Annotated in this window: 9 protein-coding genes; 6 read left to right on the forward strand and 3 right to left on the reverse strand. The window is 66.3% G+C overall.

What is annotated here, in order from left to right:
* Window positions 1-146: 146 nt before the first annotated feature.
* Both ACSZPK_RS12015 and pbpC read left to right on the forward strand, forming a co-directional pair.
* Complete coding sequence (locus ACSZPK_RS12015; protein ID WP_437881692.1) at window positions 147-5,987, forward strand: alpha-2-macroglobulin family protein; 5,841 nt, start codon at window positions 147-149, stop codon at window positions 5,985-5,987.
* A 130-nt stretch (window positions 5,988-6,117) separates the two neighbouring features.
* Window positions 6,118-8,421, forward strand: coding sequence for a penicillin-binding protein 1C (pbpC, locus tag ACSZPK_RS12020; RefSeq protein ID WP_437881693.1), 2,304 nt, complete (start codon window positions 6,118-6,120; stop codon window positions 8,419-8,421).
* Between the two features lie 51 nt (window positions 8,422-8,472).
* Here pbpC and ACSZPK_RS12025 read toward each other — a convergent pair whose 3' ends face one another.
* The 3 genes from ACSZPK_RS12025 to ACSZPK_RS12035 all read right to left on the reverse strand — a co-directional run bounded on the left by ACSZPK_RS12025 (window position 8,473) and on the right by ACSZPK_RS12035 (window position 11,541).
* Window positions 8,473-9,414, reverse strand: a complete 942-nt coding sequence (locus ACSZPK_RS12025; protein WP_437881694.1) for an AEC family transporter — start codon at window positions 9,412-9,414, stop codon at window positions 8,473-8,475.
* Window positions 9,415-9,718: 304 nt separating this feature from the next.
* Window positions 9,719-10,273, reverse strand: coding sequence for a response regulator transcription factor (locus ACSZPK_RS12030; protein ID WP_437881695.1), 555 nt, complete (start codon window positions 10,271-10,273; stop codon window positions 9,719-9,721).
* A 2-nt stretch (window positions 10,274-10,275) separates the two neighbouring features.
* Window positions 10,276-11,541, reverse strand: coding sequence for an ATP-binding protein (locus ACSZPK_RS12035; RefSeq protein WP_437881696.1), 1,266 nt, complete (start codon window positions 11,539-11,541; stop codon window positions 10,276-10,278).
* 174 nt (window positions 11,542-11,715) lie between these two features.
* Here ACSZPK_RS12035 and ACSZPK_RS12040 point away from each other — a divergent pair, with 174 nt between their 5' ends.
* The 4 genes from ACSZPK_RS12040 to ACSZPK_RS12055 all read left to right on the forward strand — a co-directional run bounded on the left by ACSZPK_RS12040 (window position 11,716) and on the right by ACSZPK_RS12055 (window position 16,000).
* Window positions 11,716-12,429: an SIMPL domain-containing protein gene (locus tag ACSZPK_RS12040; RefSeq protein WP_437881697.1), complete on the forward strand. Its 714-nt coding sequence runs from the start codon at window positions 11,716-11,718 to the stop codon at window positions 12,427-12,429.
* Between the two features lie 61 nt (window positions 12,430-12,490).
* Entirely contained in the window at window positions 12,491-13,504 is a 1,014-nt protein-coding gene (locus tag ACSZPK_RS12045) for an ABC transporter permease subunit (RefSeq protein WP_437881698.1), read from the forward strand.
* The gene (locus tag ACSZPK_RS12050) at window positions 13,501-14,394 is read left to right on the forward strand and encodes an ABC transporter permease subunit (protein ID WP_437881699.1); all 894 of its coding nucleotides are present in this window, start codon (window positions 13,501-13,503) and stop codon (window positions 14,392-14,394) included. The genes ACSZPK_RS12045 and ACSZPK_RS12050 overlap by 4 nt, the downstream gene beginning before the upstream one ends.
* Window positions 14,395-14,401: 7 nt before the next feature.
* Window positions 14,402-16,000, forward strand: a complete 1,599-nt coding sequence (locus ACSZPK_RS12055; RefSeq protein ID WP_437881700.1) for an ABC transporter ATP-binding protein — start codon at window positions 14,402-14,404, stop codon at window positions 15,998-16,000.
* The last annotated feature ends 7 nt before the right edge of the window (window positions 16,001-16,007 follow it).

The raw sequence follows: 16,007 nt of genomic DNA on the forward strand, positions 1-16,007 counted from the left end.
CGGCAGCTGTGCCGCCCTTCACACCCCACCAAATATTTCCCCTCGTCCCCGAATCGCTCCCGCTCGCCAACTGGCATAATCCACCCCGGACTCTCCACCGGTCGCCGCGGGCGCAAAGCCCGTCACCTTTTCTGCAGGGATGCATCATGCACAACCCGCTCGTCGCCTTCTTCTTTCGCGTCTTCAACACCCTCGCCGTGCTCGTGCTGCTGGCGTTCTACCTCGTGCGCGGCCTGTTGCGCCTGTTGCTCGGCCGCTGGCAGGCGCCGGCCTGGCTGAGTCGTAGTGGCGATGGCCTGTGCTCAGCCGGGCGAACGATGCGCGCGCAACCGAAGAAGACCGCCATCGGCCTGTTACTGCTGGCGCTGATCGGCGGTGTTGGTGCCTATACCTGGCACTGGTACAAGAACCTGCCGGTGCCGCATACCGTCGACTATTCGGTGCATGCGCCGAACCTGACCCGCTACGACAAGGAGCCGGTGGAGATCGACACCCTGCGCGTGGACTTCCGCGAGTCTGTGGCACCGCTGGAAGCCATCGGCAAGGACGTGCCCCAAGGCGTTCGCCTGTCCCCCGAAATCGCCGGCGCCTGGCACTGGGCCAGCGACCGCAGCCTGGTGTTCACCCCGAGCGGCGACTGGCCGATCAATCAGGCCTACACGATTGAGCTGGACAAGAAGGCCCTGCTCGCCGACGGTGTGCTGCTGCAACGCTACGAGGCTGGGGCGGCCACCGCGCCCTTCACAGCCCGCGCAGCGAGCAGCGAGCTGTACCAGGACCCGGCCGTGCCGGCACTGAAGAAGATGGTCACCACCCTCGCCTTTTCCCACCCGGTGGACGAGGAATCGCTGCGCAAGCGCGTCAGCCTCAACCTCGACCGTGGCCTGGAATATCGCGACAAGGACATCGCGCCGACGCCAGAAATCAGCTTCAGCAAGAACGGTCTCGAGGCCTATGTACATTCCGCACCGCTGGCCACGCCGCTGGAAAGCGTCCTCATCCGCCTGCTGGTGGAAAAAGGCATTGCCGCACGTAACGGCGGCAATCTGAGCCCCGATGCGCTGGCGACGGCGGTTACCGTCCCCGGCCGTTATCGCCTGACCTTCAGCAAGGCCGATATCCAGTTCGCCGACAACGACCGTGGCGAACCCGAGCCGGTGCTGATGTTCACCAGCTCCAGCGCCGTGGCCGACGAAGCCATCGCTGGCAAGGTGCAGGCCTGGCTACTGCCAGCGCGTAACGAGCGCGGCCAGCCATACTGGAACGAGTCGGAGATCAGCGAACAGATCCTCGCCAGCTCCGAGCGCGTAACACTGACCCACGTCCCCAGTGCCGATCCGCTCAACAGCCTGCATGCCTTCAAGTTCAAGGCACCACCCGGCCGCTATCTGTATGTGAAGGTAGCGAACAAGGTCGAAGCGGTCGGCGGATACCTGGCCAAGGACCCGACCTATACCCTCAAGCAGATGCCGGCCTATCCCAAGGCGCTGGCGTTCCTATCTGATGGCGCCTTGCTCAGCCTCAACGGCGAGAAGCAGATCGGCTTCCTCGCCCGTGGTGTACCCGGTGCCCATGTGGAAATCGCCCGCCTGCTGCCGAACCAATTACACCACCTGGTCGACCAGAACTACGGCACCTTCGCCCGGCCCAAGCTCAGCGAAGGTGACTTCGACCGCCTGGTGGAACGCGAGGCCTTCGACGTGCCCATCGTCGGCAGCGACCCGGCCAAGACCCACTATGACCATGTCGACCTGTCCCGTTACCTGAACGCCAACGGCGGTCGACGCGGCATCTTCGTGGTCAAGCTCAGCGCCCAGGACAACCCGGCCAAACACACCCTCGACGGCTACTACAACGACAGCAAGCCGAGCGACCTGCGTTTCATCGTGGTCACCGACCTGGGCATCATCGCCAAGCGCAGCGGCGACGGTAGCCAGGATGTATTCGTCCAGTCGATCAGCCAGGGCGGCCCGGTGGCCGGTGCCCAGGTCGACGTGATCGGCCGCAACGGCCTGCCTGTCGCCAGCGGCGAGACCGACGCCGCCGGCCAGGCGCACTTCGCCAAGCTCGACGAATTGCGCCGGGAAAAGACCCCACTGATGTATGTGGTCAGCCGCGGTACCGACCAGTCCTTCCTGCCGTTGAATAACAGCCGGCAGCGCCTCGACCTGTCGCGCTTCGAGATCGGCGGCCGCTACGAGAACGGCGACCCCGGTGCCATCGCCGCCTACCTGTTCACTGACCGTGGCCTGTACCGGCCCGGCGAAACGGCGCACATCGCCTCCATCGTTCGCAGCGGCGACTGGAATACCGCCCTGCGTGGCGTGCCGGTGGAACTGCAGATCTACGACCCACGCGGCCAGACCGTGCTGACCCAGGGCCTGAAACTCACTGCCAACGGCTTCGACAGCCTCGACTTCGCCACCAGCGAAGCCGCGCCTGCCGGCACCTACACGGCGACGCTGATGTTCATCGACCCGGACCAGCGCCGCCTGCCGCTGGGCAGTGTCGACTTCAAGGTTCGCGACTTCGAGCCGGATCGCCTGAAAGTCAGCGCCAGCCTGGCACCGCAGCCGGTCAAGGGCTGGATCGCGCCCGAGCAGGTAGAAGCCAAGGTCAAGGCCCTGCATCTGTTCGGCGCGCCAGCGTCCGGACGCCGTATCACCGCCGACATGACCCTGTCGCCGGCCTACGCCGCCTTCGACGGTTACGCCGACTACCGCTTCCGTCTCAGCGACACGCTGGCCGAATCGACCACCGAAGAACTGGCGGAAGGCACCACCGACGATAACGGCGAAGCCAGTCTCGATCTCGACCTCGCCCGTTTCACCGCCGGCGCCTATCGCCTGAGTCTGCTGGCCAAGGTCTACGAGGCGGAAGGCGGGCGCAACGTGGCAGCGCAGAGCAGCCTGATGGTGTCGTCCGCGCCCTGGCTGGTCGGGGTGAAGAGCGTCGACTCGCTGAGCTACGTGAGCAAGGGCGCCAGGCGCGACGTGCGCTGGCTGGCCATCGACCCGGCGTTGCAGGCCACCGCCGTCGACGGCCTGAGCACCGAGCTGGTCGAGCACCGCTACGTGTCGGTGCTGGTCAAGCAATCCAACGGCACCTACAAGTACGAGTCGCGGGTGAAGAACGTGGTACGTGGCAGCCAGCCACTGAGCCTGCCTGCCGAAGGTGCGAGCCAGACGCTGGAGACCGGCGAACCCGGCGACTTCACCCTGGCGCTCAAGGACGCCGACGGCAAGCTGCTCAACCAGGTCGACTACAGCGTCGCCGGCCAGGGCAACGCCAGCCGCTCGCTGGAGCGCAACGCCGAACTGCAACTGCGCCTGAACAAGGACAGCTATGCACCCGGCGACGACATCGAGATCAGCATCCGCGCGCCCTACACCGGTGCCGGGCTGATCACCATCGAGCGCGACAAGGTCTACAGCCACCAGTGGTTCAAGGCCGACAGCACCAGCAGTGTGCAGCGCATCCGCCTGCCCGCCGAACTGGAAGGCAACGCCTACGTCAACGTGCAGTTCGTGCGCGACAGCGGCTCGCCCGAGGTGTACATGAGCCCGCTGTCCTATGGTGTGGCACCGTTCAAGATCGACCTCGATGCGCGACGCAATCCACTGCGTATCGAAGCGGCCGAACACATCGAACCGGGCCAGCCACTGGACATTCGCGTACACAGCGACCGCCCCGGCCGCGCGGTGGTCTACGCGGTGGACGAAGGCATCCTGCAAGTGGCGCGCTACAAGGCGCCGGACCCATTGGCCGAGTTCTTCCAGAAACGTGCGCTGGAAGTGCAGAGCAGCCAGATTCTCGACCTGCTGCTGCCGGAGTTCAGCCGCCTGCTTGCCGCAGCCGCGCCTGGCGGTGATGGCGAAGACCTGCTGGCCGCGCACCTCAACCCGTTCAAGCGCAAACGCAAGCCGCCGGTGGCGTACTGGTCCGGCTTGATCGACCTGCCAGCCGGCGAAACCACCCTGCGCTACGACGTGCCGGACTACTTCAACGGCAAGCTGCACCTGTTCGCGGTCAGCGTCGACGACGCACGCATCGGTGTCGCCGAAGGCGCCAGCGAAGTCCGTGGGCCGCTGGTGATCACGCCGAACGTGCCGGCCTTCGTCGCACCGGGCGACCGCGTCAAGGTCAGTGCCGGGGTGTTCAGCAACCTGGAGCAAGCAGCGCAGGTCAAGGTCAGCGTGGAAACCAGCGCCGGCCTCAAGTTGGCCAACACCACGCCCGCCACCCTCGACCTGGCGCCACGCAAGGAAGGCGTGGTCGAACTGGATATCGACGCCGCCGAGGTGCTCGGCTCCGCCGACCTGACCTTCGTCGCCACCCTGCCCGATGGCAAGCGCGTGACTATCGGCGAAACCACCTCGGTGCGACCGCTGGTGGAACGCCGTGTCGCCCTTAGCCTGGGCCGCTTCGACGGCTCCAACCATGAGCTGCCGGTCAAGCGCGATCTGTATAAAGAGTGGCGCGAGGTACAGACCGGTCTCGACGCCTCGCCGCTGGTCTGGGCCGGCGGCCTGGAACGCTACCTCGACGGCTACGGCTACAGCTGCACCGAGCAATTGCTGTCCAAGGCGATGCCGGCGCTGGTCTGGGGCAGCTCGGCCAACGGTCTCGCCGCACCGGCGCAACCGGCCTTCGACGCTGCCGCACGCATGCTGCGCCAGCGCCAGAACGGTGAAGGCGGCTTCGGCATGTGGGCGGCCAATCCGCAGGTCGCCCCCTATGTCAGCCTGTACGCTGCCGACTTCCTGATCGAAGCCAAGGAGCGCGGCTTCGCCGTGCCGGGCGACCTGCTCAACAGCAGCAACGCCTATGTTGCGCAGATCGCCAACGGCCCGAGCAACGGTCTGGAGGAGTTGCGCAACCGCGCCTACGCGGCCTACCTGCTGGCGCGCCAGGGCACCCCGGTGACCGCCGCGCTGACGGATATCCGCGAGCGCTACGAAACCTTCCAGGGCAAGGACTGGCAGCGCGACATCGGCGCCGCCTACCTGGCCGCCAGCTACAAGCTGCTGAAGCAGGACAAGCAGGCCGAAGCCCTGTTCGACCAGCAGGTGTGGCGCAGCACGGACAAGGGCTGGAGCCGCTACGGCCTGTACTACGATCCGCTGGTGCACGATGCCGAGCATCTGCGCCTGCTGGTCCGGCACTTCCCGTCGCGCATCGATGACGTGCCGGTCAAGCTGCTCGACGCCCTCGGCAAACAGCTCACCGAGCGGCGCTACAACTCGCTGTCCGCCGCTCTGCTGCTACGTGCGCTGGATGCCTATGGCGAGCGTGCCGGCAACGACCTCAAGCTCAGCCTCACCGCTCGACTCGGCGAGAAAGGCGGCGAACAGGCGCTGCCGATGGCGGGCAAGCCGCCGCGCGCCGATGTACCGCAAGGCACCACCCTGCTGCTGCAACGCAAGGACGGTGACGCCCCGGCCTTCTACATGCTCAGCGAGGGCGGCTACGACCGTGGCGCGCCGGACACGGTGATCAGCCAGGGCCTGGAAGTGACCCACGAGTACACCGACCTGGACGGCAAGCCGTTGAACTCGGTGAAGGTCGGCGAGGAATTCCTCGTGCGCCTGCGCCTGCGCGCCAAGGACTACGACCAAGTGCAACAGGTAGCCGTGGTCGACCTGCTGCCAGGCGGCACCGAGCCGGTGTACAACCAACCGGCACCGGTCACCAGCAGCGAGGACGGCGACGAGGAAGACAGCGGCGAAAGCGAAGAAGAAGCCCGCTGGCTGCCGCCCATCGGCGAGTTCGACAAGAGCACCTGGAGGCCGCAGTTCGCCGACGTGCGCGATGATCGCGTAGTGCTTTACGGCACCGTGCTGCGCGATGCCGCGACCTTCGTCTACCGCGTGCGGGCGACCAACGCCGGCAGCTTCGGCACCCCGCCGGCCTACGCCGAAGGCATGTACGACACCACTCAGCAGGCACGCGGCAAGGCCGGCCGGCTGGAGATCGTCAAGCCGTGAAGGACACAAGCGTAGGGTGGATGACGCTCTTTTCATCCACCATCGCGACGTTGTGGTGGACGGATGAAGCGTCGTCCACCCTACGGCTGACTTTGCGCCTTGACCCATCCTACGGCTTTCCTGACGCAACATGCCGCGCCTGAAACGCCCCCTGACGGTGCTTGCAGTCCTGGCGCTGGGGCTTTTGCTCTTGCGCCTGTGGCCACACGCTCCGCTGCGCGAGGCGGCACCGACCTCACGCCTGGTGCTGGCACAAGACGGTGAGTTGCTGCGTCTGACCTTGGCCAGCGATGGCCAATACCGCTTGTGGCTGCCGCTGGAGCGCATCGCCCCATCGATGGTCGACGCCCTGCTGCTCAAGGAAGACCGCTACTTCTATCGCCACCCCGGCGTCGATCCCGGCGCGCTGCTGCGTGCCGCCATGGCCACCTATGGCGGTGGTCCGCGCCAGGGTGGTTCGACCTTGAGCATGCAACTGGCACGACGGCTCTACGGCATCGAGTCGCGCCACGTGCCGGGCAAGCTGCAACAGATCGTCCTGGCGCTGTGGATCGAGGCGCGCTACAGCAAGCACGACATCCTCGAGGCCTACCTCAACCTCGCGCCCATGGGCGGCAACATCGAAGGCGTCGAGGCGGCCAGCCGCATCTATTTCAGCAAGTCGGCCGCGCAGCTTTCTCTCAGCGAATCGTTAGCGCTGGCGGTGATCCCGCAGCAACCGGGACGCCGTGGTCACTTCGGCCCCTCGCTGCAAAAAGCGCGCTTGCAGCTACAGACCATCTGGCTCGCCGAACACCCGGATGATCCGCGCAACGCCGGTCTGCTCGACCTGCCCCTCGAAGCCCGCAGCCGTGCCCAGTTGCCGTTCCGCGCACCGCACCTGAGCGAGCAATTGCTGGCCAGCCGCGACGGGCAGGAACTGACCAGCACCCTCGACCTGCGCCTGCAACACCAGCTCGAACGCCTGATTCGCCAGTTCGTCAGCGAGCGCGCCAGCCAGGGCGTGCACAACGCCACGGCGATCCTGGTCGACAGTCGCGATCAACGGGTCAAGGCGCTGGTTGGCTCGGCGGATTATTTCGATGCCGGCCTGCATGGCCAGGTCAACGGCGTGCAGTCGCGTCGCTCGCCCGGTTCCACGCTCAAGCCGTTCCTGTATGGACTGGCCCTGGACCAGGGCGTGATCCAGCCGATGAGCATCATCAAGGATGCGCCCAGTGCGTTCGGCGCCTTCCAGCCGGAGAACTTCGACGGCAAGTTCGTCGGCCCATTGACCGCCCAGGACGCGCTGATCCGCAGCCGCAACGTGCCCGCCGTGTGGCTGGCCAGCCAGGTGCAAAAGCCCTCGCTGCACGGCCTGCTGCAACGCGCCGGTATCGCCGGTCTGCGCGACGAAGGTTTCTACGGCCTGGCCCTGGCCCTGGGCGGCGGTGAGCTGACCCCAGCCGAACTGGCACGCCTGTATGTGATGCTGGCCAATGACGGTCGCCTGCGCGAACTGCGCTACACCCTCGATCAGCCGGAAAAGATCGGCCCTGCCCTGCTCTCCCCGCAAGCGGCGTTCATGGTCCGCGACATGCTGCGCCACAACCCGCGCCCCGACGGCCTGCCGCCGGACCGCCGTGGGCGTAACTGGCCGGTAGCGTGGAAGACCGGCACCTCGTGGGGGTTCCACGATGCCTGGAGCGCCGGCATCGTCGGGCCGTATGTACTGGTGGTCTGGGTCGGCAATTTCGATGGCCAGCCGAACCCGGCGTTCATCGGCCTGAAGACCGCCGCGCCGCTGTTCTTCCGCATCGCCGATGCCCTGCCGCTGGCCTTGCCCAATGAGCAGGCGCCTGTGGATAAGGCGCCCGTGGGCCTGATGCGCGTCGAGGTCTGCGCCGCCTCCGGCGAGTTGCCCAACCGCTGGTGCCCGCAGACACGCAAGACCTGGTACTGGCCGGGCGTATCGCCGATTCGCGTGTCCAACCTGCATCGCCCGGTGATGGTCGAGCGCGCCACCGGCAAGGCGGCTTGCCCGCCCTTCGATCCGGGGACCACCGAGCTGCAGGTATTCGAATTCTGGCCGTCCGATCTGCAACGCCTGTTCGCCGCGGCCGGCCTGCCACGCCGCACGCCACCCGATCCACGGGAAACCTGCCAGAACCAGACAGTGATCAGCGACGAAGCGCCACGCATCACCTCGCCGCTGACCCAGGTCACCTACAGCCTGCGCCTGTCCAAACCTGAGGAAAGTATCCCCCTCAGCGCCAACGTCGCCAGCGATGCACAGCGCCTCTACTGGTTCGCCGAGCAGACCTTGCTGGGTGAAAGCGCAGCCCGCAGCGGCCTGCAATGGCGCCCGCCGCACTCGGGGACATATCGGCTGCGGGTTACCGATGACCAGGGACGCAGTGCGAGCAGGGTGTTGCGGGTGGAGTTTTTGCCATGAGGCAGTGGCAAGCGCCATGCTGAAGTGACCACTTGCAACTCACCTCTCCGATCAGATCCAGCCACCCCATTGCAGGATGAACAGACCGATGTTGGTGGTCACCACCGCCATCAGTGTGGTGATGACGATGATCGCCCCGGCCAGTTCGTGGTTGCCACCGGCGGCACGGGCCATGACGAAGCTCGCGGCCGCCGTGGGGCTGGCGAAGTAGAGGAAGAGGATGCCCAGCTCGGCATTGCGGAAACCGCAGAAGAACGCGCCAAGGGTGCCGAGCAGCGGTAGCCAGACCATCTTCATCAGGCTGGCGCTTACCGCCGTCATGCCGCTGGCACGCAGGGAGGCCAGGGACAGGGTGCCGCCGATGCAGATCAACGCCAGCGGCAGGGACAGCGAGGCCAGGTAGTCGCCGGAGGTCAGCAGCCAGGCCGGTAGCTCGATCTTCCAATAGGAGAACGGCATGGCCAGCAGCACGGACAGGATCAGCGGGTTGCGCAGGATGCTCAGGGTGATGTGCCAGGCATTGGTGCGGCTGTTGGGGTTGTAGACCTCCAGCACCACGGTCGACAGGCTGTTGTAGCAGAGGATCACCAGGCCGCCGAGCACGCCGCCGAGGGACAACCCGTAGTGGCCGTACAGGCTGGTCGCCAGGGCCAGGCCGATGATGCCGTTGTTGCCACGAAAGGCGCCTTGCACGTACACGCCACGATCCGCCCTGGGGCAATGCCAGATCGCCCAGCCCCATGCCAGCAGGAAGCCCGCCAGGGTCGCCATCACGAAGTAGCCGAGCACGCCGGGTTGCAACGAGGTGTCCAGGTCGGCATGCAGGATGGCGAGGAACAGCATGACCGGCATGCTGACGTTGAACACCAGGTTGGTCGCGGTATGGATGAAGTTGGGGTCGATCATCCCTACACGCTTGAGGAATACGCCAAGAAACAGCATGGCGAATACCGGCAGGGTGATGGTCAGGGTTTGCAGGAAGATGGAGAGCATACTGCGCCCGGGCAAACAGTTAGGGCGCTAATGATAGACCTAAAAGCAGCGGTAGGCTCCAGGGTGCATCGAGGGGCTGTAGGAACGCTTGACGTTTCAAACGTAAATGGCGGCCTCAAGGGGCGGATATTCTACGGACGCCCGGCCCCCCTCAATCGTCATTCCCGCGAAGGCGGGAATGACGGAGGAATAACGAACGTCCGCTCCTGCCTCAAATCCGCCTGTGAACAACGCAGCGGGTACGGTGGACCGGGACGCGCAGTCAACGCGCAGCTTGTCCACCGTACGGCTTGAAGCTTGTGGCTTATCGCCTTACCGGCCTTTTCTGCAACTTGCGCTGCAAGGTGCGCCGGTGCATGCCCAGCGCCCGCGCGGTGGCGGAGATGTTGCCTTCGTGCTCGGCCAGCACGCGCTGGATGTGCTCCCACTGCAGGCGATCCACCGACATCGGGTTTTCCGGCACCAGGGTGTCGAGGTCGGCGTGCTGGGACAGCAGCGCGGTGAGCACGTCGTCGGCGTCCGCCGGCTTGCACAGGTAGTTGGTGGCGCCGCGCTTGATCGCCTCCACGGCGGTGGCGATGCTCGAATAGCCGGTGAGGATCACCACGCGCATCTCCGGGTCCAGCTCCAGCAGCTTGGGCAGCAGCACCAGGCCGGAGTCGCCTTCCATCTTCAGGTCGACCACGGCGTAGTCCGGCAGGTCGGCCTTGGCCGCCGCCAGGCCTTCGTCCGCCGAGTTGGCGACGGTCACGCGCAGGCCGCGACGATCCATGGCACGGGCCATGACACGGGTGAAGGTCGCGTCGTCATCCACCAGCAGCAGGTGGGGATGTTCTTCGTTCAGGTGCTCGTCACTCATGGTCACTCTCCCGTGGAGATTCTGGGCAGGCGCAACTCGGTCAGGGTTCCGTCCTGGATGTTGTACAGTTTCACCGAACCGCCGGCGCGGGTCACGCTCGCCTGGCTGAGGAACAGGCCCAGGCCGAAGCCCTTGCCCTTGGTGGTGAAGAAAGGTTTGCCAATCTGTTCGGCGATGGCCAGCGGCACGCCGTCGCCATGATCGCGAATGCTCAGGATGATCCACTGTTCATCCCAGTCCAGGCGGATATCCAGCCTGTCCGGGCAGGCATCGGCGGCGTTGTTCAGCAGGTTGAGCAGGGCCTGGGTCAGGTCGGCGGGTGGCGACAGATAAGGGTTCTGCCCCTGGCCCAGGCACTGGTAGCGATAGGTCGCCTCGGGGCGCATCAGGTGCCAGCGATTGAGCGTCGCCTCCAGCCATTGCACCGCGCTCTGCTCGTGGACCGCCTGACGCCGGTCGGCCTCGGCCGCGCGCACCAGATGCTGCAGGGTTTCCTTGCACAGCTTGACCTGTTCCTGGAGCAGTGCCAGGTCGTCCTGCAGGGCCGGCTTGTCGCGATACTCCTGGCGCAGTTCCTTGAGCAACACGCTCATGGTCGCCAGCGGCGTGCCCAGCTCATGAGCCGCGCCAGCCGCCTGGGTCGCGACTGCCAGCAGTTGCTGGTCGCGCATGCCCTCCTCGCGGCGCTGCGACTGCAACTCGGCCTGGCGCCGCAAGGCCGCCGCCATCTTGGCCACGAAGTAGGTGATGAAGGCCGCCGCCAGGGCGAAGCTCAGCCACATGCCGAACAGGTGCAGGCTGATCAGCATCGCCTCGTGATGGACGTTGTGCAGTTGCAGCGGGTGGTACCAGATCAGCAACGCGGTATAGCCGGTCAGCGCCAATGCGCTGAGGCCGATGGAGTAGATCCAGGGCAAGGTCGCCGCGGCGATGCTCAACGGCACCAGGTAATAGGACACGAAGGGGTTGGTCGAGCCACCGGAGAAATACAGCAGCACGCTGTGCACGATCAGGTCGAAGCCGAGTTGCACCGCGTATTCGAGGTCGGTCACCGGCCATGGCGCGCGCCAGCGCAATGCGGTGAGCACGCAGAGCACCAGGGAAAAGCCCAGGGTGATGCACAGCGGCAGCCAGGGCAGCGGCAGGATATCGGACAGGTAGGCGATACCCACCGAACCGGCCTGGGCGGCCAGGACCAGGATGCGGATCAGGGTCAGGCGCCAGAGATTCTGGCGACTGGCGGAGAACAGGAGGACGGGCGCTTGCATGGTGGCTCCGGAAGACTGTGCCGAGTATAACCATCCACCATCGTTCGCCGGTCCTGTGCGGCAACTCGCCGCACGGCGCCCCGCACTTTTTTCGATATTCAGCGAACAGCCCTTGACCCGAACAGTCTCAGACCTGCGTCTACCTTGTCGGAACGTCATCTACAGGAGTTTCCCATGCCCGTTTTCAATCGCCTCGCCCTGGTCGCCGCCCTTGGTCTCGCCGCTCTCGCCAGCCTGCCGGCCAATGCCGACGAGGCCCGTTACAACCAGGTTTCGCTGCGCGCCGAAGTCAGCCAGGAGGTGGCCCACGACCGCATGCGGGTGACCCTGTACAGCGAGGCGCAGAACAAGGACCCGGCCAAGCTCGCCGCGGACACCACCACCACGCTGAACAAGGCCCTGGAACGAGCGCGTGCCGGCAAAGGCATCGACGTGCGCCTGGGCAGCCGCAACAGCTCGCCGGTCTACGACGACGATGGCAAGCGCATCAGCGCCTGGCGCGAGCGCGCGGAAATCCGCCTGGAGAGCGCCGACTTCGCCTCCTTGTCGCAACTGACCGCCGACCTGCTCGGCGAGCTGAAGATGGGCGAGATGAGTTTTTCCATCGCCGAAGACAGCCGCAACAAGGCTGAAGACACGCTGATCAAGGAAGCCGTGGCGGACTTCAAGGCCCGCGCCCAACTGGCCACCGAGGCGGTTGGCGGCAAGACCTACAAGCTGGTCAGCCTGAGCCTCAACGGTGGCGGCTTCCAGCCGGTGATGCCGATGCGGGCGCTGGCCATGGACCGTGCTTCGTTCAGCAAGAGTGCGCCGACCCAGGAGATCGAGGCCGGTACCAGCCGGGTGAGCATGAGCGCGGATGGGGTGATCGAAATCCAGCAACCCTGATCGCCACAAAGCGCGGTGTAGGCGATACACTCCGGTACCCACCTGACCGGAGTCATCGCGCTTGCTGACGTTCATCGCGCGCCGCCTTGCCCTGCTGCTGCCCACCCTGATCGGGGTGACACTGCTGAGCTTCGCCCTGATCCGCCTGATCCCCGGCGACCCGGTGGAGGTGATTATGGGCGAACGCGGCCTGAGTCCGGAACAGCACGCCGCCGCGTTGCAGCAACTGGGCCTGGACCGGCCACTGCCGCAGCAATACCTGAATTATCTCGGCGACTTGCTCACGGGCGACCTCGGCCAGTCGCTGCGCAGCCGCGAGGGGGTCTGGCAGGAATTCCTCGTGCTGTTCCCCGCGACCCTGGAACTGAGCGCCGCCGCCCTGCTCTTCGCCCTGCTGGTCGGCCTGCCGGCCGGGATCATCGCCGCCCTGCGTCGCGGCCGCGCCGCCGATCACACGATGATGGGCATCGCCCTGACCGGCTATTCGATGCCGATCTTCTGGTGGGGCCTGATGCTGATCCTGCTGTTCTCCTCCGGCCTGGGCTGGACGCCGGTATCCGGGCGCACCGACTTCATTGCCTTCGACATCGAGCCGGTGACCGGCTTCATGCTCATCGACGCCTGGCTCAGCGGCCAGCCAGGGGCGTTTGTCGACGCCCTGCATCACCTGCTGCTACCCGCCATCGTACTCGGCACCATCCCGCTGGCGGTGATCGCGCGCATGACCCGCTCGGCGATGCTCGACGTGCTGCGCGAGGACTACATCCGCAGCGCCCGCGCCCGTGGCCTGTCGCCAGCTCGCGTGGTGCTGGTGCACGCCCTGCGCAACGCGCTGGTGCCGGTGCTGACCGTGCTCGGTTTGCAGGTCGGCACCCTGCTCGGCGGCGCAGTGCTGACCGAAACCCTGTTCTCCTGGCCCGGCATCGGCAAATGGCTGATCGAAGCCATCGGTGCCCGTGACTATCCGGTGGTACAGAGCGGTATCCTGCTGATCGCCTGCCTGGTGATCCTCAGCAACTTCGTGGTCGACCTGCTCTACGGGCTGGTCAATCCGCGCCTGGGAGGCAAGGCATGAACCAGGCCATTGCAATCGCCCAGCCACCTCATTCGCTACAGGTGTTCTGGCAATCGCTGCGCCGTAACCGTGGCGCGCTGGCCGGATTGATCTTCATTCTGTTGATCAGTGCCGGCGCCCTGCTCGCGCCCTGGATCGCGCCGTTCGCGCCGGATCATCAACAGGCCGGCGCCGAGCTGCTGCCACCGGCCTGGCTCGCCAACGGCCACCTGCCTTATCTGCTCGGCACCGACGAAGCCGGCCGCGACCTGCTCTCGCGCCTGCTGCATGGGGCGCGCCTGTCGCTGCTGATCGGCCTGGCCTCGGTCGCCCTGGCGCTGGTCCCAGGCGTGCTGCTGGGCCTGCTCGCCGGCTTCTACCCGCGCCTGCTCGGGCCTCTGATCATGCGCCTGATGGACATCATGCTGGCCCTGCCCGCGCTGCTGCTGGCGGTCGCCGTGGTGGCGATCCTCGGCCCCGGCCTGGTCAATACCGTGGTCGCCATCGCCATCGTCTCGCTGCCTGCCTACGTGCGCCTGACCCGCGCCGCCGTGCTCGGCGAGCGTGAGCGCGACTACGTCACCGCCGCGCGCCTGGCCGGGGCGCGTACGCCCCGACTGATGTTCATCACCGTGCTGCCGAACTGCCTTGCGCCGCTGATCGTGCAGGCCAGCCTGAGTTTCTCCTCGGCCATCCTCGATGCCGCCGCCCTCGGTTTTCTCGGCCTCGGCGTGCAACCGCCGGCGCCCGAGTGGGGCACCATGCTCGCCATGGGCCGCGACCAGATGGTCCACGCCTGGTGGATCGTCGCCCTGCCTGGCCTGGCGATCCTGCTCACCGTGCTGTCGCTGAACCTGATCGGCGACGGCCTGCGCGACGCCCTCGATCCCAAACTGAAACCGGCGGGGTGAGCGACGCATGAACCTGCTGAGCCTGCGCAACCTGACCATCCGCTTCGGCGAACGCGCCGTCGTCCAAGGCCTCGACCTCGATGTGGCAGAGGGCGAAATCCTCGGCCTGGTCGGCGAATCCGGCTCGGGCAAGTCCATGAGCATGCTCGCCGTGCTCGGCCTGGTCGATGCCCCCGGCAAGGTCGAGGCCGAGACCCTGGACTTCGCCGCCACCGACCTGCTCAAGGCCGGCCCGCGCCAGCACCGGAAACTGCTCGGCCGCGATATCGGCCTGGTCTTCCAGGACCCGCTCAACGCGCTGAACCCTTCGCTGCGCATCGGCTATCAATTGCATGAAGTGCTGCGCCACCACCTTGGCCTGCGTGGCGCGGCGGCACGTCGGCGGGCCATCGAGTTGCTTGAACGGGTACGCATCCCGGAACCGCAGAAACGCCTGCGCGCCTACCCGCACCAACTCTCCGGCGGCATGGCCCAGCGCGTGGCCATCGCCATCGCACTGGCGGCCGAACCGCGCCTGCTGATCGCCGACGAACCGACCACGGCGCTGGACGTCACCACCCAGCAGCAGATCATGCAACTGCTGCTCGACCTGCAACGCGAGCGCGGTATGGCGATGATCCTGATCAGCCACGACCTGGCCCTGGTGGCGCAGACCGCCAACCGCGTATGCGTGATGCGCCAGGGCTGCCTGGTCGAAGAAGGGCCGGTGGAACAGGTGCTGTATGAGCCACGGCACGACTACACCCGTCAGTTGCTGGCCGCCTTGCCGGAGAATCAGCCCTCCCACGTGCCGGTCATTGCCCATGATGCGCCGGCCCTGCTGCAAGCCAGCGGCCTGTCCCGCGATTATCCACAGTCACGCGGCTGGTTGCGCAGGCCAGGGCTGTTCCGTGCCCTGAACGACGTGTCGTTCGAACTGCGCGCCGGCCGCACCCTGGCGGTGATCGGCGAGTCGGGCAGCGGCAAGTCGACCCTGGCCCGCATCCTCACCCTGATCGACGACGCCAGCGCCGGCAGCCTGCGCATCGCCGGCCAGTCCTTCTCCGAGCTGGACGCAAGCGCCCGCCGGCAAGTACGTCGCGATGTGCAGATGGTGTTCCAGAACCCCTTCGCCTCGCTCAATCCACGGCAGACCATCGGCACTCAGCTGGAAGAACCCCTGCGCCTGAATACCGGCCTGGACGCCAGCGAACGTCGGAGCCGGATCAGCGCAATGCTGCAACGAGTCGGCCTCGCGGCGGAACACGCCAACCGTTATCCACACATGTTCTCCGGCGGCCAGCGCCAGCGCATCGCCATTGCCCGGGCGATGATGCTACGCCCGAAAATCCTCATCGCCGACGAGCCGACCTCGGCCCTCGACGTCTCGGTGCAGGCCCAGGTACTGGAACTGTTCCATGACCTGCAGGCCGAGTACGGCACCGCCTACGTGTTCATCACCCACAACCTGGCGGTGGTGCGCCAGGTGGCGGACGAAGTGCTGGTGCTGCATCGTGGCGTGGTGGTCGAACAGGGTGATGCGACGCAGGTTTGCGAGCATCCGCAACATCCCTACACGCAGACGCTGTTGGCCGCGACACCGAGGTTGGCGCGGCCAGAGGCCTGACCTGGCG

The organism is Pseudomonas sp. LRF_L74, from assembly GCF_965644255.1.
Classification (GTDB): Bacteria; Pseudomonadota; Gammaproteobacteria; order Pseudomonadales; family Pseudomonadaceae; genus Aquipseudomonas.